The organism is Oscillibacter sp. GMB15532 (genome assembly GCF_041020825.1).
Classification (GTDB): Bacteria; Bacillota; Clostridia; order Oscillospirales; family Oscillospiraceae; genus Oscillibacter.
On record NZ_JBEVTO010000007.1, the window covers coordinates 51,602 to 75,303 of the forward strand.

The following is a 23,702-nucleotide window of genomic DNA, read 5'->3' on the forward strand; positions in this document are numbered from 1 at the left end:
GTGTGCTGCCGCCGCACAAATGATTGGAGAGGGTTTTATGTCGAAACAGTTGGAGAGCATCCTGCAGCGTCAGGATGAATACGTGCCAAAATCGGCCCGGGTTTCCTATATTCCCATTTCCTTTGTCCGGGGGAAGGGTGCGAAGCTGTACGACTGCGACGGAAACGAGTACATCGACTTTCTCGCCAGCGCCTCCTCCGCCAACATTGGTCACGGAAACGAGGAAATCGCCCAGGCAGTCTACGGGCAGATGACGGAGCTGTCCCAATATATCTCGGCCTATTTCCCCTCCGGGCCGATGATTGATCTGGCGGAAAAGGTTTCCCGCATGACCGGTCGGCCGGATATGATGGTTTCTTTCAGCTGCACGGGCTCGGCGTCCATCGACGGGGCCATTAAATACGCCCGGGGCTACACCGGACGGCCCAAAATCGTCTCCTTCAGCGAGTCCTATCACGGCAGCACCTATGGCGCCATCTCCGTCTCCAAGCTCACCAACAGCATGCGCCGCAAAATTGGCCCGCTGCTCCCGGAGTGCGAGACGTTCAACTATCCCGTCTGCCTGCGCTGCCAGTATCATCAAGCGCCCGAAAACTGTGCGCTGGACTGCCTGGAGCAGATCCGCTACGCCTTCCGCCACTATCTCCCTGCCGACGAGGTGGCCGCCTTTCTGGTGGAGCCCATCGCGGGAGACGCGGGCCTGATTGTCCCCCCGGCAAGGTTTTTTCAGGACTTGGCGGCCCTGTGCCGGGAAAACGGGATTCTTCTGATTTCCGATGAAATCAATCAGGGCGTCGGTCGCACGGGGCGCATGTTCGCCATGGACAATTTTGGCGTGGAGTGCGATTTGTACGTGCTGGGCAAATCCTTTGGGGGCGGGTTACCTTTGGGCGCGGTGGTAGGCCGCAGGGAGGTGATGGAGTCACTGGAATCCCCGGCGCACGCGTTTACCATGTCCGGCAATGCCGCCTGCTGCACCGCCTCTTTAAAAATGCTGGAAATCATGGAGCGGGAAAACCTGTTTGAGGAAGCCTTTCAAAAGGGTGTTTACTTGCGGGAGCGGTTTTTGAAGATGCAGGAGGAATTCCCTGTCATAGGCGAGGTACGGGGCATTGGACTGAACATCGGCGTGGATCTGGTGACAGATCGAAAAACCATGGAGAAAAATTACCCCGCCGCCGCGAAAATTTCCTATTACTGCATGAAGCACGGCCTGCTGTTGACCTTTGTGGGGCAAAGCTCCCTGCGGGTACAGCCGCCGCTGGTCATCACCCGGGAGGAGCTGGACCAGGCAGTGGAGATTATCCATGCTGCGCTGACGGCCTATACCGCGGGAGAACTAAGCGATTCCATTCTGGAGAAGATTCAGGGCTGGTGACGCGGCCCCACGAAATTGAAACGCTGCGTCAGGCAACAACCCGACGGGATACGGCCATTCTAATGGACGAGGCTTAGAGAGCTTATGCCGGTAGAGTGCCCCCCTATGCGCTTTGTGCGCCAATATGACCATTTATACGTCTTTAGGCGCATATCCAAGGGCTTTGGCCTCACGGGAATGCGCCCCCGACATAGCTCGCCTCAGCAAAGAGCGAAAAGAGGCCCGCCGTCCGATCGGACGGCGGGCCTTGCGTATTTAAGGCAGTACGATACAATTCGCGGCAGTTGCTTTAAGGCTTTATACGCAGTCCTGCAAAAAGAGCCTGTCGTACTGCTTCCCGGCCTGATCGGCCGCTTCCTCCCGAAGGTGGGAAATCTCCTGATGATGGGCCAGCAGAAGGGACACCAAATCTGACGAAATCGCGCCATGGCGGGCCATATCCCGCAGCAGGGTTTCCGTTCTGGAGAAGGACATTCCCTTCCGATAGGGCCGATCCTCCGTCACGGCGGTAAATATATCCGCCACGGCCATAATGCGGGACCCCAGCGGCAGGCTGTCGGCCTTCAGATGGAAGGGATACCCGTTTCCGCTGAGCCGCTCGTGATGGTAAGACGCCCACTGGTTAATCGTCTCAAAGCCCCGGATGGGCCGAAGCAGACGGTAAGTATAAAAGGTGTGGCCCCGGATAATGTCAAACTCGTCGGGGTCCAGCTTGGACCGCTTCTCCAGAATCTCAGTAGGGATAGCCAGCTTTCCCAGATCGTGGAGATTCCCCGCAATCCGCATCATCTTGCACTCGTTTTCGGAAAAGCCCGACAGCTCCGCCAACTTTTCCGCCGTGGCCGCCACACTGGCGGAATGCCGCGTGGTAAAGGGGCTGCGAAAATCGATGATATGGGCGAACACGTCGGTCAGCCTTACCACCTCATCCAGCGTCAGCTTCACTGCGTCCAAAGAGAGCTCGTCCATAAAATCGTGAATCCGGGGTTCGTCCACCAGCTCCAGCCACAGCGCCTCCTGCATGCTGATTGCCAGAAACGCATCAACCATCTCTGGTACAAATGCCTCCCCCCGCTGCGCGGCAATGACTTCCCGGATGGACCCGATCTGACTGATCACGCCCATATCCGGACGAACCTGCACCACCGCCCTGTCCGCCAGATGCAGGACATGGGAAAGCAGGGGAACCTTCTCTCCGCAGTGCATCCCGCCCGCACCGTTTTTCCATGGGACGTGGTGAAAGCGGACAATCTCCGCCTCGCGGCGCAGAAGGGGGAAATCCTCCAAAAATCTTGCCCCAATTCTGGCGTGACCCTCCGGCTCGGTGGCTTCTCCGGTAATGAGCTGCAATCGCTCGCTCAACGTCAGGGCACCGATGTCGTGCAGCAGGGCCGCCTGCACCAGCGTCCGTCTTTCCTCCACCGGAAGGCCCATCTGCTCGGCCAGCTTTAAGGACATAAACGCCACGCGCTGGTGGTGGTTTGAAACCCTTACGTCCAGCAGGTCCACCGCCGCGGTCATGCAGGCGATCAAATCGTAAAGCGTTGCAAAATAGCGGTTGTAATAGGTCATAATTCCTGTCCCTGTTTCTCTGTAAATTTTATTCGGAACCGCTGGGGTGGGGGCAAACGCCCCCGACTTTCCGGTGTATCCGCCGGGCAGCCTCAATACCGCCCAGCCATATGATCCAGCAAAAACACCGGCACCGTCCACAGCAGGGAAAACGCCAGAAGACGCAAGGGCTCCATCAGCGCATAGCTGCCAAGTCCCGTCAGATAAAAGCTCAGAAGGGACCCGGCCACGGAGGCCAGCAGCGTCAGCGCCGTGCCGCTGCGCACCGCGCGGCACAGGCGGCGGCTGCCGGTCACGGTTTCCGCATAGGGCAGCAGCCCCTCCCGCAGCAGCAGCGCCCGGGGACGGCCCTGCGCACTTTCCTGCTCGGAAAAAGCCACACGGTCGGAAAGCGCGGGATACTGAATCCTCACCTTGGCGGTAAATTTCCGTTTCAGCAAGCCGGGATTCACATTGGGGTCCCGGGAGGCAAGAATCGGCTGAATTTTATTTCTGCGCAGCAGCCGCAGCGCCCAGTCCACGTTGTCCGAGGGCTTGTACTTCACCGCAAACACCGCCGCCAGCTCCCGGTCGATGGACAGGAACACGCCGGTGCGCAGGTTCAGCCCACTGGGCAGACGCACGTCCATCTTGCGCATGAAGGACGCGGTGCCAAGTAAAACCGATTCTCCTCGGATGGCGGCGGAGAAGCCGCCCTCCTCGTAAAAGCTGAAATCGTCCAAAGGCTCCAGTGTTCCGCCCTCGGACACCAAAAGATTGTCAAACAGCCGCCGAAGCCCGCAGCCGGAGGAGCGGGCCAAAGACGCGGCATAGGACACGGCCCTTGGCATCTCCTCGCCGAAGAGCTTCACGCCGTTCAGGCTGACCGTTCCGGGAGGGAACAGGTCCTGATCCGTGACCACCATGGATTTCTTCCGGCTGATGCGCTCCGCCCCGGTGCAGCCCGCCACGGCGCAGCCGCCCTTTTGCAGCCGCTTTGCAAGCCGCGCGGCGGGGAGTGCGTCCGTCATGGGCAGCATCAGGGCCGCCGAAGCTGCGAGAATCGCGGACCAGTTCAACAGGAAATCCGCGTTCCGCCCCTGCCCCACAGAGCCAAGGGCCGCAAACACCACGGAGGCGACAAACACCACCGGCAGCAGCGCCGCCTGCCAAATCTCGGAGAGGGAGGGCTTTTCCGCATCGCTCCAGAAGCCGGGAACGCGGCCGGGCTGCTTGCAGGCCCCCGTTTCCAAATCCGTCACCAGATAGGGTGGCGCGAGGTCCAGCGCGGCGGTGCGGAATGTATCGCACCGAGCCTTTTCCCGCTGAGAAATGCCCCACTGCCCGAAGAAAAGCCCCACGCAGGCGGGAAGCGCATACAGCGGAGCGGCGCTCCGTCCCGGAAGCCAGAGTACCGCCGCGCAGTCCAGCAAAGCCGCCACAGCGGAGAAGGAGAGCAGCAGCTCTCCCGTAAAAAATTTATGAGCCAGCCGGGAAATCCCGCGGACAAACACGCCCCGGCACAGAATGCACAGTAAAAACAGCGCCCCGGCGGAAACGGCGGTTTGCAGAATCCCGTCTCCCGTCCACAGAGGGACAGCGTATCCGGCGGCCTCCGCCGCCTGGGGGGCCAGCAGCAACAGACAGATCAGCGCAGATACGGGCAGAGGGCGGCGCAGCCGCCGCCAGCGCTTCTGGGCAAGGCGCATGGCCTCGTCCAGGGGTGGCTCGGGCCCTACGGGGGGTTCCTCCGGCTCCGGGTCCGGCGGGGGACCGGGCGGCTCGTAAAGCTGCTCCGTATCCTCCAAAGGCATCTTTTTCCGGGAAAAAAGGCCCCGGCGGGGACGCGGGGACGACGTCAGGCTTTCCTGCGCCTCCATCACATCCCCCACCGTTTGCCCCACGGCCTGTTCGATGGAGACGGGCCGGGGCGGGGGAGGAAGACCCTCCTCGGGCACGGGGAGGTCGGTCACTTCGTCCGGAAGGTCCTCCACCTCTTCGTCCGGAAGCTCGTCCGAATCCGGTTCCTCCTGCGACGGCGGGGTGAAAGCAGTCTCCTCCCTGATCGTCACAGCCGCATCCTGCGCCTCCAGCTCTGGGGCGGCCAAAGCCTCCGCCTCCTCCAGAATGTGCCGGCGGCGGCCGCCGCCGTACTCCGCCAGAATCTCCTCCAAAGAAAAATCGCCCTCCGGGACCACTTCGGTCCCGGCGGTCAAATCCTCCGCGTCGGTGAGCGCATCATATGGTTTTTTGTCTCTGATCTCAGCCATGTCTCTCTCCCATGTTCTCTCGCCGCCGAAAGTCTCTTTTTAAATCAGCTCCTCTGGCGCACTGCTTCATACAGCAGTACCGCGGCTGCCGCCGAGGCGTTCAGCGAGCTGAGCTTTCCCCGCATGGGGATACTCACCAGGAAATCGCAATTTTCCGCTGCCAGGCGGGTCATGCCCTCACCCTCGCTGCCGATGACAATGGCGGCGGGGCCCCGCAGGTCCGCGTCGTACAGGCCGGTGGTCCCATCTGCCGCCGTGCCAAAAATCCACAAGCCCTGTTTTTTCAAATCCTTTAAAAGGGACGGAATGTTGGGCACCCGAGCCACCGGCAGGTGGGCCACTGCCCCCGCGGAGGTCTTGGCAACAATTGCCGTCAGCCCCGCGCTGCGGCGCTTAGGAATGATCACTCCGTGAACTCCGGCACACTCGGCGGTGCGGATGATGGCGCCCAGATTATGAGGGTCGGAAATCTCGTCGCAAATGACAAGCAAAGGCTTCTCGCCCCGCTTTTCCGCGATGGCCAGAATGTCCTCCACCGTGGCGTACTCCCGCACGGCCGCCAGCGCAATCACGCCCTGATGGGCGTGGGTCCGGCTCATGCCGTCCAGCTTCCGCCGGTCCGCCTCCACCACGACCACACCGGCCGCCCGGGCCTTGGAGGCAATGTGCCCCAGGGTTTTATCCGTCTCACCCCGGGCAATATAAATTTTGTCGATGGTTTCGCCCGCACGCAGGGCTTCGATCACCGCGTTGCGGCCCTCGATCATGCCGTCCGCCTCGGCGGTAAGCAGGTCTTTCTTTTCACTGTCCATAGGTTCTCCTTCAGCCGCCGCAAGTATCCGGCCCGCAGCCGGGCGGACAAAAACGCCGCTTCTTCCAGCTTTTGGGCGTTTTGCGCGGAATCAATAATTACCATGATTGTATCATAGTTTTCGCACACAATAAAGTGGAATTCACAGAAATTTCATGGAAAAGCCAACAAGCGTTCTTGTAGCGCCCTTCTTTTTATGGTATACTGCTTCATAATTTAACCCAGCGCTTTAACAGGCAAAGGAGTATTCGTTACGATGAGTCAGAATAACGACCGGAAAAACAGAAACGGGCCCAACCGAGGCGGGCAAAATGGAGGAAACAACTGGCGCGGCTTACTTTCTCTGGTGAGCTGGGCGCTGCTGCTCACAATTGTATTCAGCTATGCGGGCGCGTGGGTGTCCGGTTCCGATAACAAAAGCTCCGTGGAGATTACCTACAGCGAGTTTATCTCGCTGATTGAATCGGACAAAATCGCAAAGGTGGAATTTGAGGCCAATACGGGCCTTGCCCACATTACTCCCACAGAGGGCTTCACCTATACCGACGAGGACGGCAAGACATACGGGCCCATGCCAAAGGTCGAGAAAGCAGTAGCCCCCGCAGAAACCCAGACCCCCAGCACCACAAATCTGAACCAGCTTCTGAGACAGAAAGACAAGACGGACGACGGAAGCTTTCAGCTTTATACCAAGGCGCTGAACGACGACCAGTTGATTTCCCGGATGCTGGAGCACAACGTAGATTTCGGCTCTCCCTACACCGCGCCCATCAGTCCTATTCTGGAAATGCTGATTTCCTATATCCTGCCCTTCGCCATCATGATGCTGCTGCTGTCTCTGGTGTTCCGGATTATGGCCAAGCGGGGCGGCGGCATGGGCGGCATCGGGGGCGTCGGCTCCGTGGGAAAAGCCAATGCCAAGGTTTATATGGAAAAGTCCACCGGCGTTACCTTCCGTGACGTGGCTGGGCAGGACGAGGCCAAGGAATCCCTTACCGAGATTATCGACTTTTTGCACAACCCCCAGAAGTACACCGAAATCGGGGCAAAGCTTCCCAAGGGCGCGCTGCTGGTGGGCCCTCCGGGCACCGGTAAGACCCTGCTTGCCAAGGCCGTGGCCGGGGAGGCCAGCGTTCCTTTCTTCTCCATCTCCGGTTCTGACTTTGTGGAGATGTTCGTGGGCGTGGGCGCAAGCCGCGTGCGTGACCTCTTTAAGGAGGCCAGCAAGGTGGCCCCCTGCATCGTCTTTATCGATGAGATTGACACCATCGGCAAATCCCGAGACAACCGCATGGGCGGCAACGATGAGCGGGAGCAGACCCTAAACCAGCTTCTGGCGGAGATGGACGGCTTTGACCCCACCAAGGGCGTAATTCTTCTGGCGGCCACCAACCGCCCGGAGGTGCTGGATCAGGCGCTGCTGCGCCCCGGTCGGTTTGACCGGCGCATCATCATCGACCGGCCCAATCTGGCGGGCCGTCTGGCCACGCTGGAGGTTCACACCCGGAATATTCGTCTCAGCGAGGACGTGAATCTCAAAAAGGTGGCGCTGGCCACTGCGGGTACCGTGGGCGCAGACCTTGCGAATCTGGTGAACGAGGCGGCCCTGCGGGCCGTGCGTCTGGGCCGCAAGGCGGTAAATCAGGGCGATTTGCTGGCGGCCTTTGAGCTGGTCATTGCAGGCACCGAGAAAAAGGGCAGCGTGCTGACGGAATTTGAGAAAAAGCTGGTGGCGTACCACGAGGTGGGCCACGCTATGGTGGCCTTTAAGCAGAAAAACACCGAGCCGGTACAGAAAATTACCATTGTGCCTCACACGCAGGGTTCTCTGGGCTATACCCTGCTGATGCCCGAGGAGGACAAAACAGAGCTGCGCACCCGGGATGAGCTGCTGGCGAAAATCACCGTGTCCATGGGCGGCCGTGCCGCCGAGGAAGTGGTGATGGAGACAATGACCAACGGCGCGTCTCAGGACATTCAGGATGCCACGCAGGTGGCCCGGAACATGGTCGCCATGTACGGCATGAGCGACGAGTTCGGCATGATGGCACTGGCTTCCCGCCGCAGCCAGTATCTGGACGGGGGCTACGGCATGGACTGCGCCCAAGACACCGCCGCCGCCATGGATAAGGCCGTGCGGGAGATTCTCACTGAGTGCTACGGCAGTGCGGTATCCGTTATCCGGGAAAACCGGGAGGACATGGATAAGGTGGTGGCCTATCTTCTGGAGAAGGAGACAATCACCGGCGCGGAGATGGTTGCCATCATCGAGGGCCGGGACCCCGCTCTGGTGGAGGACGAATACGCCTCCACCCGGCAGGAGACGCCGGGTATCGAGGCACCCGCCAAGCGCATCAGCATGATTTCCGAGAAAATCGAGCCTCCCGCCCCCGCGGAGAGCACCGGCGAAGAAACTTCCGTTTCCTCAACGGAAAGCGCCGTGGAACCGCCCGCCGAGGAATCCGCTCCTCAGCAGCCAGAGGCAGAGACTTCCGCCCCTGCCCCGCAGGTAGACGACGAACATCGCTCCGTTTGATTATTTGATTCAAAAAAGCGCGCCGCCCAGATGGGCGGCGCGCTTTATCGCGCTTTCTATGCTGTTGCCGTCTCGCTCCGGCAAAGCCGGAAGGCTCAGATCATACACTCCTTATCCTGTCCGGTGGGGCCTCTCTCCACCGCAGGCAGCGTATAACGGCTCATATCCATCTGCAAATCCCGGACAAAATTGCTGTCGTGCTTGATATTGTGCAGATACGTGTGAGCATCCACATCCCGGCGGCTCATTTCAATGACAGAGACGGCGATATTGGAGCAGTGGTCGGAAATACGCTCGAAGTTGGTCAAAAGATCGTTGAGCACAAAGCCCAGCTGGATGGTGCATGCCCCGCATTGCAGCCGGTCAATGTGCCGCAGGCGGATTTCCTCAATCAGCCGGTCAATTGTCTCCTCCAGCGGCTCCACGCGGACGGCGGCCTCCGGGTCGTTGCTTGCAAAGCAGCTCATGGCCTGATCCATAATGTCCTCCAGCGCCGTCTTAAGAACCTTCAGTTCCTTTCGGGCGGCGTCGGAAAACTCAAGCTGCTTGTCGTGCAATTCCTGCGCCGACTCCTGTACGTTCAGCGCGTGGTCGCCCATACGCTCAAAATCCCCGATGGAGTGGAGAATCCGGCTTACCTGACGGCTGCTCTCCCCGGAAAGTCCATGGCGGGAAATCTGCACCAGATAATCGCCCAGACGGTCCTCGTAGATATCCAGCTTGTCCTCGTTTTCCAGGATCTTCGCTTCCCGGGCGGTGGAATAGCTCTCCAACTGCTCCACAGCCAGAAGAACGTTTTCCCGCGCCACCTTTGACATCTCTCCCACCATGGCCACAGACTCGTTAATGGCCGCGCCGGGGGTACGAAGCAGAAGTGGATCCAAAAACGCGAACTGGTCTTTCTTCGTATCCGTCTTAACCAGCACGCAGGCAAGCTTTTCAAGCTGCTTGGAAGCGGGAAGAAGAATAATCGTGGTAAAGACGTTAAAAATGGTATGGCAGAGGGCGATGCTGACCGCGTTCGCGGTCTTGCCCATAAACGGCAGGTCTACCAAGCTTCCTATGCCGTAAAGCAAAATCAGGCAGACGACGGTTCCGATGATGTTAAAGGAAATATGCACTGCCGCCACCCGTTTTGCGTTGCGGCTGACGCCAATGGAGCTGAGAATCGCGGTGACACAGGTGCCGATGTTCTGGCCCATGATGACGGGGATCGCCATGCCGTAGGTAATGGAACCGGTAATGGCCAGCGCCTGCAAAATTCCCACCGAGGCGGCGGAGGATTGAATGATCCCGGTAAACACCGCGCCCACCAGCACACCCAGCATCGGATTGTTGAACGCGGTGAGAATGCTGGCAAATTCCGGCATGTCCTTCAGCGGGCTGACGGACGCGGCCATCAGCTCCATGCCATACATCAAAATGGAAAAGCCCATAAAAATACGGCCGATGTCCCGCCGTTTCTGCTTTTTGGAAATCATGATGAGCAGAATGCCCACCAGCGCAATCAGCGGGGAAAAGCTCTCCGGCTTAATCAGGTTCACCCACACGTTTTCGCTCTCGATTCCACTGAGAGAGAGAATCCATGCAGTCAGCGTGGTTCCAATGTTGCTGCCCATGATCACGCCCACGGTTTGCCCGAGCTCCATCACCCCGGAGTTCACCAGTCCCACCAGCATCACTGTCATGGCGGAGGAGGATTGGATTGCAATGGTGATGCCTGCGCCCAGCATCAAGCTCTTCATCGGATTGGATGTCATGCGCTTGAGCGTTCGCTCCAGCTTGCCGCCCGCCATTTTCTCAAGGCTGCTGGACATGATGTTCATGCCGAAGAGGAAAAAGGCCAGGCCTCCGCAGAGGGTGAAGACGGAAAAAATGTCCATCAAACGGTTCTCCTTTGTCGTTCGCGGGACAGCCTCGCCTGTTTCCCCGCCGCATTTCGTATGTAAACGCGGCCCGTAAAAAGTCGCGTAAAGTTATTATATAAAAAATTTGTCGAGATAGGAAGACCCACGGTATAAATTCCTTATAAAAATTTCCGGGAGATCAAACTCCGCGCCAAAATTCCAAAAGACGCGGCGCAGCTGCGCGGCCCTGAAAATAGCCGTCCTGCCACAGGGCGCGAATTTTCCCCGTGTCTCTTTCCGTCCGGGAATAGCCCTCGGTGGACGCCGGGGCAATCACCACGGCCCGCCCCTCCCGCTCCAGTGCAAACAGGCGCTCCCGATTTTCGTTGTACGCGTCCGCCCGTCGCTCCATGGTTTCCAGGAAATTGGGATACTGCCGGTAGTGCCGCCGAATCAGACTGTCGGACTTTTCCGGCCTGCGGATATAAGACCGCTCCCGGGTCAGCACCACCAGAATACGGTCGCAGCCCTTGTCCAGCGCCCGCTGCCAGGGGATGGGGTCGGCGCAGCCGCCGTCCAGATAAGGCTGCCCTCCGATATGAAAAATGGGAAACAGCAGCGGCATGGCGCAGGTGGCCTTTAAAACGGCAGACTGTACGCTGTTTCTGGGAATGGGCAGATAGTCCGCCTTTCCCGTCTCAAGATTCGTCAAAACCGCCTCCGCCTCGCCGGGGTATGCCGCAAACGTCCCGTAATCAAAGGGCACATACTGATTTGGAATCTCCTCATAGGAAAATTTCAGTCCAAAATAGCACCGGTTGCCGGGATTCAGGAGGTTCTTTACCCCCATATACCGTTTATCATTGGCATAGTGACAGAGAATATTCAGATTTCTCCACTTCTGCCGGGAGAGGTAGCTCACGCCGTAGGCCGCCCCAGCGGACACGCCGATAAAATAGTCCGGCATCAGCCCCGCGTCCAGCAGCGCATCGCACACGCCGGTGGAAAAAATGGTACGCAGTGCGCCGCCCTCCATCACAATTCCTGATTTCATATGATCACCTCAAAACGCTTAAAGAGGCCCCATAAAGGAGCCATTCCTTATCATACGCTTTTTTTCCCGCCGGGGCAAGTCTGACAAGAAAAAAGGCAAAAAGACCCAACCGTAATGTCTTGTCCTCATCACATTTTACTTTATCCGCAGAATTCCTCCCCCTGCCGGAAACGAATGGGCAGGCAGTAAAAAAGGAAGCTCCGGCACGCAAAAAGGCCCCGCCGGGATACCTCGGCGGGGCTTTTGTAAATATAAACGCTTACAGCATCCCCATCAGGTTGAACCCGATGATCAAGCCGGAGAACACGATGGATACGGTGGAGCAGAGCTTGATGAGAATATTCAGGGACGGTCCGGAGGTATCCTTAAAGGGATCGCCCACGGTGTCGCCCACAACGGCGGCCTTATGGCAGTCGGAGCCCTTTCCGCCATGGTGTCCCGATTCGATGTACTTCTTGGCGTTGTCCCACGCACCGCCGGCGTTGGACATGAACACCGCCATGGCAAAGCCCGTAACAGATACGCCGCCAAGCAGTCCCACCACGCCCTCAGGCCCCAGAATCAGGCCGGTCAGAATGGGAACAATAATGGCAAGCAGGGCCGGGGCCACCATTTCCCGCAGGGCGCCCTTGGTGCAAAGGCTTACGCAGGAGGCGTAATCCGGGTCGCAGGTTCCTTCCATAATCCCGGCAATCTCCCGGAACTGGCGGCGAACCTCCATCACGATGGACTGTGCGGCGGTCTGTACAGCGCTCATGGTGAACGCGGAAAACACAAAGGTCAGCATCGCGCCGATAAACAGGCCCACCAGCACCGTGGGGCTGGTGATGGACAGGTCCATGGCAAAGCCCTTTTGCTCCACGATGTTCACATAGGACACCAGCAGAGCCAGCGCGGTGAGGGAGGCGGAGCCGATGGCAAAGCCCTTACCGGTGGCGGCGGTAGTGTTGCCCAGAGAATCCAGTGCGTCGGTCCGCTCCCGGACCTCTTCGGGCAGGCCCGCCATCTCCGCGATGCCGCCCGCGTTGTCGGCCACGGGGCCATAGGCGTCCGTTGCCAGCGTGATGCCCAGGGTAGACAGCATGCCCACCGCAGAGATGCCGATGCCGTACAGGCCCTTTGCAAAGTCGCCGCTGCCTGCGGCAAAGAAGCTGATAACCACCGCAGCGGCCACGATGAGAATGGAAGCCGCCGTAGACCGCATACCCAAGGACAGACCGCCTATAATGACGGTGGCGGAGCCAGTCTCGGAGGAAGCCGCCAGCTCCTGGGTGGGCTTATAGGTATCGGAGGTATAGTATTCTGTAAAATAACCGATGGCGCAGCCGCCCACCAGTCCGCAGAGAATGGACACATATACACCCCAGTTGCCTACGGTGTAAAGCGTCAGCGGCGCGGCCAGCACGGCGGAGAGCCCGGCGGCAAGATATGTACCGGTGCGCAGGGAGCGCAGAAGAGACATCTGCGTGGCATCCTCTTTTGTCTTGACGAAGAAGGACCCGATAATAGAACACACGATGCCGCACACCGCAATCAGCATGGGCAGCAACATGCCCGCGTAGCCATACCCGGCCACGGCGGACAGGGCAAAGGCCGCCAGAATGGAGCCAACATAGCTCTCGTACAGGTCTGCACCCATACCGGCCACGTCGCCCACGTTGTCACCCACGTTGTCGGCGATGGTAGCAGGGTTGCGGGGGTCGTCCTCAGGAATACCGGCCTCCACCTTACCCACCAGATCCGCGCCCACGTCGGCCGCCTTGGTGTAGATTCCGCCGCCCACGCGGGCAAACAGAGCCATAAAGGAAGCGCCCATGCCGTTCATCACCATGATGTTGGCAAGCTGGCCCGCATCAGTGACACCGAACAGGTCGTGCAGCAAAAAGTACCACACGGAGATATCCAGCATGCCAAGGCCCACCACGGTGAAGCCCATGACCGAGCCGGAGGAGAACGCCACCCGCAGGCCCTTATTCAGGCTCTCGGACGCGGCCTGCGCCGTACGGGCATTGGCATTGGTGGCAATCTTCATGCCGATCAAGCCAGCCAGCATGGACCAGATGCCGCCGGTGAGGAAGGCAAACGGCGTGAATTTTGAGAGCATTTCCCCGCCGGAAGCAAAGGCCATCACCAGCAAAACAGCAAACACCACAGCAAAGACCTTTGCCACGGTGGTATACTGGTGCTTCAAATAGGCGTTGGCGCCCTCCCGGATAGCGGCCGCAATTTTCTGCATTTTCTCCGTTCCCTCGGAGTAGCTCATGACCTTCTTCTTTTGCACCCAGGCAAAGCCAAGTGCAAGCGCGAAGCCGACAAAGCCGATCCAGAACATGTTTTCCATAGGTTTTCTCCACTCCTCTTCATGCCGTAATTTGTTAGCTATTTTTTACGTCGTAATTATTTTAACATACGGAAAATTTTTTACAAGATAGTATTACCTATGCATTTGCACGAAATCTTCCATGTTTTTTCATTAATATTCGGCTTTGCCTCCAAAAATGTAGAGAGACGGGCACCCTTGGCGCCCGTCTCTCATAGTTTTTTTAGAAGTCCCGCAGAAGCCGTGCCCCGGCGGGACTTAGTATACCAGCTCAAAATCCGCGAATACCCAGCGGCCGTTCAGCTCCCGGTAGGGGAAGGCATAAAATTCCGCCCCGGTGACCGTTGCCTGCTCACTGTCCAGCAAATCCACCGTCACATTAATAAGGTAAGACCCGTCTTTCTCCCGTTCTACGACGGCGGAGGCGGCGCCCTTTCCGGTGTCCGCCGGGCGGCCATCGGGGCGGGCATACAGCACGCCGTCAATATCCCGGTATCGGGGGGCGGGCGCTTCCGGGTCCAGCAGACGGGAAATCACATCCTCTGAAAACAAACTTTCCAGATAAGTCTCCAAGTCGTTCAGCGTATAAAGCCCGGCGTATTCCACCCGCTGATAGTTGACCCCATTCTCCTGCCGCATGGGGCCCACGCAGGGCAGGGGATTCAGCTCAAACCACTCGTATGCGGCCACGGCCCGGTCGTAGGCGGCAAGGATCTCCTCCTCCGTCAGCTCTCGGGCGCTGCCCGTGGTTTCCGCCGCATTCATCATTTCCGCAGACCCAGGGGCACCCTCCTGCGGCGAAGCAGCCACAGCCTCCGACGGTTTCCCGTCGGAAACGGCAGAGGAAACCGCCGCCTCCTCAAGCATACCGCAGCCGGTCAGGAGCGCGGCGGACAAAAACAGGGCGGCAAACTTTTTTACGTTCATGCGGGCGTTCCTCTCCCTTCTGCGGGTTTGGCGCGCAACTCGCCAAAATTTCCCTTTGTGGTTTAAATATATCACATCTGTGGTGGAAAATCCACTGATTTTTCCAACATTTTACCTGAAATCAATCAATTTTTTTATTTAAGTGGGGATGCGGCTCCATTTGTGCCGGCCGCGCCCGCTTTGCTCCTAAAGCGTCAAAAAACGCCGCCGAGGCTTTCCCTCGCGGCGTCAAATCCATCTTATTACGTTTTGCGTGTGGCGGCAGCGGCCTGCCGGGGCGCGTCCGCCGCCGGTTCAGGTCCAATTTCTTCCCAAAATAGAAAAAACCCACGCTTTTACAAGCGCGGCTCCGTTGCTGCCTTAGCGATCGCTGGGTACCTGTGTGGCAGTGCCATAAATCAGGTCGTCCAGATCAAACGCTGTGAACTTGTCGTTCTGCATCATTGTATGCGCCTCCTCTCTGTTCTTTTGTAATTTTCATTATAGCCGGTTTTTTCTAAAAGGCAAGTGCTTTTTGACACTTGTTACAAAAACTTAACATTTTTTATATGCATCTTACAATTCTTCACTTTTAATAATTTTTTCAAAACTCTATTTTACACCCAAAACGCTGTCGGACATCCCTTGGTTTTGTCATATCTCACGAGACGCCCCCCTGAAAAGGCAAATTATTTTTGGTTCTTTGTTGAATTTTCATCTCGTCAGAGGTCATAAATTTATGTTATAATCACCATACGCGAAGTGGCCGAGGCTGCTTGCATTCACCGTAAACCGCCGCCGTATTTTCCCGGCGGCCCGGACCGCGTCGCTTCAGCGGCGCGAAGAACGGTTTGAGGGACGCTGCTGATGAAAAAAGCTACGGTGCGCCGCCGCATTGCGGGGACGGCGCTGATTGTTATGGCACTGACCGGTTTTGTAATCTGGGATAACAACGCGCTGGAGGTAACCCGGGCTGAGTTTTCCTCTGTCCGCCTTCCCGCCGGGTTTGACGGGCTTGTAGTCGTTCAGCTTTCTGACCTTCACGGGAAGGAGTTTGGCGAGGGAAACAAGCGCCTGCTGGACGCGGTGGCGGCCCAGTCCCCGGATTTGATTGCCATCACCGGCGATCTGGTGGACGAATATACAAAAAAGCCTCTTCAATACGCCGCCGCTATCGGCGGCGCGCTGTCGGCCCTGGCCCCCACCTATTATGTAACAGGGAACCACGAGTGGGCCTTACGGCAGGCAGAGGATATCTGCGCCGCGCTGGAAAGCGCGGGCGTCATCTGCCTGCGGAACCAAACCGTTGCCATCGAGCGCGGCAATGAACGGATTCTTCTCTCCGGCGTGGATGATCCCAATGCCTACGCCGACCAGAAAACGCCCGAGGACGTGACGCAGGAGCTGCTGAAAGCCTATGGCGAAAACGATTTTCGCCTTTTGCTGGCCCACCGGAACAACCGTTTTGCCACAGAATATTACCGGCTGGGCTATGATTTGACGCTGGCGGGCCACGGTCACGGCGGCCTTGTCCGCCTTCCCTTTACCGACGGACTGGTAGACCCCCATCAGGGTCTTTTTCCGTCCTACACCGCTGGGTTTTACACGGTGGAAGGCGCAGAGCTTTTTGTCTCCCGGGGCCTTGGCAACATTTTTCCCTCTGCCCGGCTGTTCAACCGGCCGGAGGTGGCGGCTCTGACACTGCGGAAGACGCTGTGATTTCAGTCCCTGAACGGGACTTTTTGAGGATTGACCATGAGAGAATTTCATGCCGGACAATTTGATATCGCAGTGATCGGCGCGGGCCACGCGGGGATTGAGGCGGCGCTGGCCGCCGCCCGGCTGGGCCTGCGTACCGTGGTGTTCACCATCAATCTGGACGCGGTGGGCAACATGCCCTGCAACCCCGCCATCGGCGGCACCGGCAAGGGCCACCTTGTCCGGGAGCTGGACGCGCTGGGCGGCGAAATGGCAAGGGCCGCGGACGAATGCTGCATTCAATACCGCCTTTTGAACCGGGGAAAAGGCCCCGCGGTCTGGTCCCTACGGGCACAGGCGGACCGGCGGAAATATCAGGAGCGGATGAAGCACACACTGGAGCGGCAGGAGCACCTCACCGTCCGTCAGGGCGAAGCGGTGGAAATCCGAACCCGGGACGGCGCGGTGAGCGAGGTGGTGCTTTCCACCGGGGCGGTGTTTTCCGTCCGGGCCGTGATTGTTGCCAGCGGCACCTATTTAAATGGACGGACGCTCATCGGCGAGTGCGTGGAAGCCTCGGGCCCCGACGGGATGCACGCCGCAAACCGCCTGACGGACTCTCTTGTGGAGCTTGGTTTGCCCCTGCGCCGGTTCAAAACCGGCACGCCGCCCCGCGTCAACGCCCGCAGCGTGGACTTTGACGAGATGGAGTTACAGGTAGGAGACGATTTGGCTCCCCCCTTTTCCTTTACCACTGAAACGCCGCCGGTGAACCGGGCGGTCTGCTGGCTGACCTGGACCACGGAGGAGACAAAGCAGATTGCGCTGGATCATCTGGACCGCTCCCCCATTTACGCGGGGGTGATCGAGGGGGTAGGCCCCCGGTACTGCCCCTCCTTTGAGACGAAGGTGGTCCGCTTTCCCGACAAAAAGCGCCACCAGCTGTTTGTAGAGCCCATGGGGCTGAATACCGAGGAGCTGTATATACAGGGCTTTTCCTCCTCCATGCCGGAGGAGATTCAGCTTGAAATGCTTCACAGTGTTCCGGGCCTTGGACATGCGGAAATGACCCGCCCGGCCTATGCCATTGAGTATGACTGCGTGGACCCTCTGGCCCTGTACGCGACACTGGAATCCAAAAAAATTCTGGGGCTTTATGGCGCGGGGCAGTTTAACGGCTCCTCTGGCTATGAGGAAGCGGCGGTGCAGGGGTTTATGGCGGGGGTGAACGCCGCCATGAAGCTGCTGGGAAGGCCCCCTGTGGTCCTCTCCCGGTCGGAATCCTACATCGGCACGCTGATTGACGACCTTGTGACCAAGGGAACCGAAGAACCTTACCGCATGATGACCTCCCGGAGTGAATACCGCCTGCTTTTGCGGGAGGACAACGCCGACCGGCGGCTGACCCCCATCGGCCACCGCATCGGCCTGATTTCTGAAGACCGCTTGCAGGCGGTGGAGGAAAAATACGCCCGGGTGGACCGGGAAATTCACCGCCTGACCCATTCGGGCGTTGGCCCCTCGGCTGCTTTATCCGCGTTTCTCTCAGAAAAGGAGACGGCAGATGTGACCGACGGCTGCCGCCTGATTGACCTGCTTCGCCGCCCCGGCGTCCACTATGAGGAGCTGTCCCCCTATGACCCCGGCCGTCCCGACCTGACCCCTGCCGAGGCGGAGCAGGTGGAGCTGAATGTGAAGTACGAGGGGTACATCCGCCGGCAGGAAAAGCAGGTGGAGGATTTCCGCCGCATGGAGGGCAAGGCCCTTCCCCTGGATTTGGATTACGCCTCCATCGGGGGACTTCGCCTGGAGGCCCGGGAAAAGCTGGCCGACCTCCGCCCCGCCGACATGGGACAGGCCTCCCGGATTTCCGGCGTATCCCCGGCGGACATCGCCGTTTTGATGGTTTATCTCAGCCGCTGACTTCGCCCGACCACAGCCCGGCCAAGTCAACTGAAAAATGCGCGCTATGGAAAACGGCGCGCGGTTTACTTTCGGGAAAAGGAAGTTATACTATGATTCTCGACCTGACGCACACCATCTGCGAAGACATGCCGGTTTATCCCGGCACCTCTCAGCCCGTGTTCCAGTCCACCGGAAATCTGACCCGGAATGGCTATCGGGAGACGCTGCTTCAGTTTGCCTCCCATACCGGCACCCACATGGACGCGCCCTCCCACATCTTGTCCCACGGGTCCACGCTGGACGTGCTGCCCGTATCACAGTTCTGCGGACGGGCGGCGGTGGTGGACGTATCCGCTCTTGCCCCCGGCGAGGTCATCACGGCGGAATTTCTGCGCGGCCTCAACGGCGCGGTGCTATCCACCGACTTTGTCCTGTTTTACACCGGTTGGGAGAAAAAGTGGGGGACCGACGCCTATTTTGAAGACACCTTTCCCGTCCCGGACAAGGAGGCGGCCCAGTATCTCGTCTCCTGCGGATTAAAGGGCGTTGGAACCGACGCGCTGAGCGTGGACACGCTGGCCACCCCGTGCAGGCCGGTTCACAAGGTGCTGCTTGGCGGCGGACTGGTGATTGTGGAAAGCCTGTGCCTGAAAAAGGTGGTAGGCCGGAAGGACATGATGTTTTTTGCCCTGCCGATGAAATTTATGGATGCGGACGGCGCACCCGTCCGGGCCATCGCGGAGTTCCGCGATTTTTCGGAGAAGGAGGAGAGCTCTGAGCCATGAAAAAGTTTCTTGCCATCCTGATCTGCAAGGCGGGCCGCTTTGTGGGAAAGCTGGTGGGGCGCGGCAGCTCCCTGCCCGGCAAGTACGCGCTGCGGATCTGCCCGGACATTCTGCGTCAGGTGACGCTGCCCCCTTTGGTAATCGCCGTCACCGGCTCCAACGGCAAGACCTCCACCGTGGAGATGATTGCCGCCATTTTGCGGGCATCGGGAAAAACGGTGGTATACAATGAAGAAGGCTCCAACCAGATTGAGGGCGTGACCACCACGGTGCTGACCCACTGCACTTTTGGCGGCGTGATGCGCGCCGACGTATTGCTGATTGAGTCCGACGAGCGGTACGCCGTCCACAGCTTTCAATTTTTCCATCCCACCCATTTTGTAGTTACGAACCTGTACCGGGACCAGTTGACCCGGAACGGCCACCCCGAGTGGGTATTTGATGCGCTTTCGCCCGCCATGTTTCCGGAGACGCGGCTGATTCTCAACGCCGACGATCCTCTTTCCGCCTGCTTTGGTGTGAACCGGGACAACGTGAAATGGTTTGGGCTGGAGCGCTGTTCCATTTCCACGGAGGAACCCTCCGGCGTCTACCACGACGGGGCCTATTGCCCAATATGCAAGTCTCCCATGGAGTATCGCTACTACCATTTCAACCACATCGGCAGCTACTCCTGCCCCGAGTGTGAGTTTGCCCGCCCCTTTGAAATCGACTATGCCGCCACGGAGCTGGATTTGGATGAGGGAATTTTGCGCATCGGCGACGCGCTGACCGTCCACCTGGCCTTCCGCAGCATTTATAACGTCTATAATATTCTGGCGGCCTGCGCCGTGTGCCATGAGTGCGGCGTGCCGGGCACAGAAATCGCAAAGACCATTGACAATTATATTTTGAAAAACGGGCGGATGGTCCGCTTTCTGCTGGGCGCGCACCACGGAATGCTGCTCACCAGCAAGCATGAAAACTCCATTGCCTACGACACGAATCTGCGCTATGTAAAGGCCACGGAGGATCCCTGCACGGTGGTGGTGATTGTGGACGCGGTGAGCCGCAAGTACTACACCAGCGAGACAAGCTGGCTGTGGGACATTGACTTTGACCTTTTGAACTGTGAGCAGGTGGAGCGGGTGCTCTTATGCGGGCAGTATGCGTCCGACCTTGCGGTGCGCCTGTCCTTTACGGACGTGCCGGGAGAGAAAATTGAGCTGCATCCCGACATTGCCGAGGCCTGCGAAGCTTTGAAAAACAATGGGGCGGAGGACGTGTACGTCCTCACCTGCTTCTCCGACCGGGATAAGCTTCTGGCCCATGTGGAAAAGGAGGCTGTGTGATGGAGCTTCGGTTTTTGCACATCTATCCCGACCTGATGAACCTGTACGGGAGCTGGGGAAACCTTGCGATTCTGCGCCGCCATCTCGAGGACATGGGCAACACTGTGACAGTGGAAACGCTTCACCCCGGCGACGCCATGGATTTTTCAAACGCGGATTTCGTGTTTGTGGGTGCGGGGACGGAGCGCAGCCAAAAAGCCGCTATCGAGGATTTAGTCCGCTTTGGAAAGGAGCTTCGCGCCGCCGTGGACGACGGCGTGGCCATGCTTTTTTGCGGAACGGCCATGCAGATGCTGGGTCAGTCCGTGACCGATGCGGCGGGAACGTATTACATGGGCCTTCGGGTAGGCGCTTTCAGCAGCCAGCAGGGAAGAAAGCGATTCGTGGGGGACGTATACGGACACACGGATTTGTACGAGGAACCTGTGGTGGGCTTTATGAACTCCTGCACGCTGGTAAGCGGCATTGTCACCCCCCTTGTGTCAAAGCTGTCTCTGGGCTATGGCAACGAGAAAGAACAGGGGCCGGAGGGCTTTCGGAAAAACAACGTGTTTGCCTCCGAGTTGACGGGGCCCCTTCTGGTGAAAAATCCGCCCCTTCTGCGCCGCGTGATCTCCGCCATTTACGACCGGCGGGGCGAAGCGCTGCCGGAGGAACTTCCCATTTACCGGATGGAGGAGGAGGCCTATGCCACCGCCTGCCGGGAGCTTTTGGCCCGGCTTGAAGCTGATCAAGCACACTGAAAACCTTTTTGCAGGATCACGTTGCGCGCCCGCCGTCCCATGAGACGGCGGGCGCGCTGTCTTTTTAAAAAAAGCTTTTATCCTATTTTTGGAAAAGCTGTTGTAAAAAAATTACCTTGGCACTATAATGAAGCCATCCCCATTGAAAACATTTTGAGGAGGCTGAGGAATGAAACGGAAAAAGTTATCAGCGCTGCTTCTGGCTCTGGTGATGGCAGTGAGTTTGGCTGTCCCCGCTCTGGCGGCGGAGGATACCCGAACCCTTACCATTCTCCAGACCAGCGATCTGCACGGCATGGTCAATCCCTTCGACTACGCGTCCAATAAGGAAAACAAGACCAGCATGGCCCACGCGGCGGCCATTATCGCGGCGGAACGAAAGGTCGACCCCAAGCTGCTTCTCATTGACACCGGCGATTCCACCCAAGCTAACTACATTCAGGAATTCAGAAGCGATACGCCCCACCCCATGATCGACGCGCTGAACTATCTGGACTACGACGTGTGGACTTTGGGCAACCACGAGTTTAACTTTGAGTTCAAATACCTGACCAAGGAGATTCAGGACTTTCAGGGCGTCACCCTGGCGGGCAACATCTACCGCAAGGACGGCGCCCGCTGGCTGGACGCCTATCACATTTTCGACGTTGACGGCGTGAAGGTGGCCGTGTTTGGCATCGACGCGCCCCACATCCCTATCTGGGAAAAATCCGACTCTTCCCGCTATGACAACATGACCTTCACCACCCCCATGGAGGAAACGGGCAAAATCCTCACCGAGCTGGAGGGGAAGGCCGACGTGATCATCGGCTCCGTGCACTACGGACTGGACGGCGAATATGGCACCGAGGGCGTCCGGGAGGTTGCCGAAACTTACGGCGACAAGATCGACGCGCTGTTTATCGGCCATGCCCACGCCGTGGTGGACGAGACGATCAACGGCATCCCTGTGCTGGAGCCGGGTTCCAACGGGCAGTACGTCTCCAAGCTTACCCTTTCCCTGACGAAAAAGGATGGCGGCTGGGACGTGACCAAGGCCGACGGCGACCTGCTGGACTGCTCCGCCGCGACCCCCGACGCCGCGTTTTTGAAGCAGTTCAAGTCACTGGATGAAAAGAGCAAGGCCCTGGCCTCCAAGGCGGTGGGCGAAGTGGGCGAGACGTTCCTGGACCCCGTGGAGCTGCTCCCCGGCATTCCCAACGCCATTTTACAGGACAACCCCGTTGTGGATCTTATTAACAAGGTGCAGATGGAAAACGCCAAAGCGGATGTGTCCCTGGCGGCCCTGTTTGATGCGAGCTCCAATCTGGAAAAGGGCCCCTTCCTGAATCGGGACAGCGTGAAGATCTACAAGTATGACAACACGCTTTACGGCGTGAAGGTCACCGGCAAGCAGCTCAAGGCCATTATGGAGCGGCAGGCGGGCGACTTCTTTAATCAATACGTCTCCGGCGACGTGACCATCAGCTTTAACCCCAATATCCGGATGTACAACTATGACGAGTTTGCGGGCGTGAACTACGAGATCAACATCTCCAAGCCCGTCGGCTCCCGCATCCAAAACGTCACCTATCAGGGAAAGTCCCTGACAGACGACCAAACTCTGGTGCTGGCGCTGAACAACTACCGTTACGGCGGGCTGGTCACTGCGGGTCTTCTGAATGAGTCCGACGTGGTGTACGAGGGCGGCGCGGTTCGGGATATGATCACCGAATACGTAGCCGGCCTGAAAACTCCCCTGATGCCCCAGTGCGACAACAACTGGAAGATCACGGGCGCGGATCTGAGCGATTCCCAAAAGGAACTGATCTATGAGAAGGTGCGCTCCGGTGAGCTCACCGTTCCCACCTCCGAGGATGGGCGCACCCCCAACGTGGCCTCCTTGAACGGCCCCGCCCTGCGGGCGGCGGGCAAGTTACCCGCCATTTCCACCGAGAGCCCCGTTGTCCCCGCGCCGCTGCCTGAGCCTGTGAACCCCTCCGGCACGGTGGACTCCGACCAGAATTACACGGTAAAGGCCGGCGACTGCCTGTGGAACCTCGCTCAGAAGTTTTACGGCACGGGAACCAAGTGGGGCGTGATTTACGAGCGCAACATTGCCACCGTCAAAAACCCGGATGAACTTAAAATTGGCCAAATTCTGCTCATTCCCGCTGCTTAAAAATTTTATGCCCTTTGCAAGAAGAGGAGACGTCCGGCGCGGGCGAGGAACTGCCAGATCCGTTTCTCATTTATCGGATAGAGGAGGCCTATGCCACCGCCTGGCGGGAGCTTTTGCCCCGGCTTAACGCCGATCCAGCGCACTGAAAGCAGGCTGCGGATGTATCCCCCGGACACATCCGCAGCCTGCTTTATGTTTTTTACATCCACCAGCAGTGCAAAAACCTCTTGACGAAATTTTCCTCCTGCGTTATACTTCCTCCGTTCCATTAAAAAAGCGGTCAGAATGCACAAAGCAATCGTTTACAAGCTGTTAAATGCACTAAACAAACTCTTTGAGATACCAATTTTAAGCAATTCTGTATTCTTCCCCTCTTAGATACCCATACTTGTTTAGAACATTGCTT

General features: G+C 58.4%; 15 protein-coding genes. 8 read left to right on the top strand and 7 right to left on the bottom strand.

Annotated features, from left to right (window positions below):
• Positions 1-37: 37 nt before the first annotated feature.
• Positions 38-1,378, top strand: a complete 1,341-nt coding sequence (locus ABVS15_RS09555) for an aminotransferase class III-fold pyridoxal phosphate-dependent enzyme (RefSeq protein ID WP_369283503.1) — start codon at positions 38-40, stop codon at positions 1,376-1,378.
• 297 nt (positions 1,379-1,675) lie between these two features.
• Here ABVS15_RS09555 and ABVS15_RS09560 read toward each other — a convergent pair whose 3' ends face one another.
• The 3 genes from ABVS15_RS09560 to rlmB all read right to left on the bottom strand — a co-directional run bounded on the left by ABVS15_RS09560 (position 1,676) and on the right by rlmB (position 6,011).
• Positions 1,676-2,950 (bottom strand): HD-GYP domain-containing protein, encoded by a 1,275-nt coding sequence (locus ABVS15_RS09560; RefSeq protein ID WP_369283504.1) that lies wholly within the window; start codon positions 2,948-2,950, stop codon positions 1,676-1,678.
• A gap of 92 nt (positions 2,951-3,042) precedes the next feature.
• On the bottom strand, positions 3,043-5,199 hold the full coding sequence (locus ABVS15_RS09565) for a hypothetical protein (RefSeq protein WP_369283505.1): 2,157 nt from the start codon (positions 5,197-5,199) through the stop codon (positions 3,043-3,045).
• A gap of 44 nt (positions 5,200-5,243) precedes the next feature.
• Positions 5,244-6,011: a 23S rRNA (guanosine(2251)-2'-O)-methyltransferase RlmB gene (rlmB, locus tag ABVS15_RS09570; protein WP_369283506.1), complete on the bottom strand. Its 768-nt coding sequence runs from the start codon at positions 6,009-6,011 to the stop codon at positions 5,244-5,246.
• A 255-nt stretch (positions 6,012-6,266) separates the two neighbouring features.
• Here rlmB and ftsH point away from each other — a divergent pair, with 255 nt between their 5' ends.
• Complete coding sequence (ftsH, locus tag ABVS15_RS09575; RefSeq protein WP_369283507.1) at positions 6,267-8,546, top strand: ATP-dependent zinc metalloprotease FtsH; 2,280 nt, start codon at positions 6,267-6,269, stop codon at positions 8,544-8,546.
• 95 nt (positions 8,547-8,641) lie between these two features.
• Here ftsH and ABVS15_RS09580 read toward each other — a convergent pair whose 3' ends face one another.
• From ABVS15_RS09580 to ABVS15_RS09595, 4 genes are all read right to left on the bottom strand, one after another.
• Positions 8,642-10,429 (bottom strand): Na/Pi cotransporter family protein, encoded by a 1,788-nt coding sequence (locus ABVS15_RS09580; RefSeq protein WP_369283508.1) that lies wholly within the window; start codon positions 10,427-10,429, stop codon positions 8,642-8,644.
• A gap of 163 nt (positions 10,430-10,592) precedes the next feature.
• Positions 10,593-11,447, bottom strand: a complete 855-nt coding sequence (locus ABVS15_RS09585; RefSeq protein WP_369283509.1) for a patatin family protein — start codon at positions 11,445-11,447, stop codon at positions 10,593-10,595.
• Positions 11,448-11,706: 259 nt separating this feature from the next.
• The gene (locus ABVS15_RS09590; RefSeq protein WP_369283510.1) at positions 11,707-13,788 is read right to left on the bottom strand and encodes a sodium-translocating pyrophosphatase; all 2,082 of its coding nucleotides are present in this window, start codon (positions 13,786-13,788) and stop codon (positions 11,707-11,709) included.
• A 237-nt stretch (positions 13,789-14,025) separates the two neighbouring features.
• Positions 14,026-14,694: a hypothetical protein gene (locus ABVS15_RS09595; RefSeq protein WP_369283511.1), complete on the bottom strand. Its 669-nt coding sequence runs from the start codon at positions 14,692-14,694 to the stop codon at positions 14,026-14,028.
• Positions 14,695-15,540: 846 nt separating this feature from the next.
• On the opposite strand from ABVS15_RS09595, the gene ABVS15_RS09600 reads away from it, so the two are divergent.
• From ABVS15_RS09600 to ABVS15_RS09625, 6 genes are all read left to right on the top strand, one after another.
• Positions 15,541-16,392, top strand: coding sequence for a metallophosphoesterase (locus ABVS15_RS09600; protein ID WP_369283512.1), 852 nt, complete (start codon positions 15,541-15,543; stop codon positions 16,390-16,392).
• A gap of 36 nt (positions 16,393-16,428) precedes the next feature.
• The gene (gene mnmG, locus ABVS15_RS09605; RefSeq protein ID WP_369283513.1) at positions 16,429-18,294 is read left to right on the top strand and encodes a tRNA uridine-5-carboxymethylaminomethyl(34) synthesis enzyme MnmG; all 1,866 of its coding nucleotides are present in this window, start codon (positions 16,429-16,431) and stop codon (positions 18,292-18,294) included.
• Positions 18,295-18,386: 92 nt separating this feature from the next.
• Positions 18,387-19,061: a cyclase family protein gene (locus tag ABVS15_RS09610; RefSeq protein ID WP_369283514.1), complete on the top strand. Its 675-nt coding sequence runs from the start codon at positions 18,387-18,389 to the stop codon at positions 19,059-19,061.
• Complete coding sequence (locus ABVS15_RS09615) at positions 19,058-20,392, top strand: MurT ligase domain-containing protein (protein WP_369283515.1); 1,335 nt, start codon at positions 19,058-19,060, stop codon at positions 20,390-20,392. The genes ABVS15_RS09610 and ABVS15_RS09615 overlap by 4 nt, the downstream gene beginning before the upstream one ends.
• Positions 20,392-21,135: a type 1 glutamine amidotransferase gene (locus ABVS15_RS09620; RefSeq protein ID WP_369283516.1), complete on the top strand. Its 744-nt coding sequence runs from the start codon at positions 20,392-20,394 to the stop codon at positions 21,133-21,135. The genes ABVS15_RS09615 and ABVS15_RS09620 overlap by 1 nt, the downstream gene beginning before the upstream one ends.
• Positions 21,136-21,304: 169 nt before the next feature.
• Positions 21,305-23,296: a 5'-nucleotidase C-terminal domain-containing protein gene (locus ABVS15_RS09625; RefSeq protein ID WP_369283517.1), complete on the top strand. Its 1,992-nt coding sequence runs from the start codon at positions 21,305-21,307 to the stop codon at positions 23,294-23,296.
• Positions 23,297-23,702 lie beyond the last annotated feature (406 nt).

Excerpts from the sequence above, each read along its gene's own strand:
- ABVS15_RS09585 (WP_369283509.1), bottom strand. The coding sequence starts at position 11,447 with ATGAAATCAGGAATTGTGATGGAGGGCGGCGCACTGCGTACCATTTTT.
- ABVS15_RS09580 (WP_369283508.1), bottom strand. The coding sequence starts at position 10,429 with ATGGACATTTTTTCCGTCTTCACCCTCTGCGGAGGCCTGGCCTTTTTC.
- ABVS15_RS09610 (WP_369283514.1), top strand. The coding sequence starts at position 18,387 with ATGATTCTCGACCTGACGCACACCATCTGCGAAGACATGCCGGTTTAT.
- ABVS15_RS09620 (WP_369283516.1), top strand. The coding sequence starts at position 20,392 with ATGGAGCTTCGGTTTTTGCACATCTATCCCGACCTGATGAACCTGTAC.
- ABVS15_RS09615 (WP_369283515.1), top strand. The coding sequence starts at position 19,058 with ATGAAAAAGTTTCTTGCCATCCTGATCTGCAAGGCGGGCCGCTTTGTG.
- ABVS15_RS09565 (WP_369283505.1), bottom strand. The coding sequence starts at position 5,199 with ATGGCTGAGATCAGAGACAAAAAACCATATGATGCGCTCACCGACGCG.
- ABVS15_RS09590 (WP_369283510.1), bottom strand. The coding sequence starts at position 13,788 with ATGGAAAACATGTTCTGGATCGGCTTTGTCGGCTTCGCGCTTGCACTT.
- mnmG (WP_369283513.1), top strand. The coding sequence starts at position 16,429 with ATGAGAGAATTTCATGCCGGACAATTTGATATCGCAGTGATCGGCGCG.
- ftsH (WP_369283507.1), top strand. The coding sequence starts at position 6,267 with ATGAGTCAGAATAACGACCGGAAAAACAGAAACGGGCCCAACCGAGGC.
- ABVS15_RS09600 (WP_369283512.1), top strand. The coding sequence starts at position 15,541 with ATGAAAAAAGCTACGGTGCGCCGCCGCATTGCGGGGACGGCGCTGATT.
- rlmB (WP_369283506.1), bottom strand. The coding sequence starts at position 6,011 with ATGGACAGTGAAAAGAAAGACCTGCTTACCGCCGAGGCGGACGGCATG.
- ABVS15_RS09560 (WP_369283504.1), bottom strand. The coding sequence starts at position 2,950 with ATGACCTATTACAACCGCTATTTTGCAACGCTTTACGATTTGATCGCC.
- ABVS15_RS09555 (WP_369283503.1), top strand. The coding sequence starts at position 38 with ATGTCGAAACAGTTGGAGAGCATCCTGCAGCGTCAGGATGAATACGTG.
- ABVS15_RS09595 (WP_369283511.1), bottom strand. The coding sequence starts at position 14,694 with ATGAACGTAAAAAAGTTTGCCGCCCTGTTTTTGTCCGCCGCGCTCCTG.
- ABVS15_RS09625 (WP_369283517.1), top strand. The coding sequence starts at position 21,305 with ATGAAACGGAAAAAGTTATCAGCGCTGCTTCTGGCTCTGGTGATGGCA.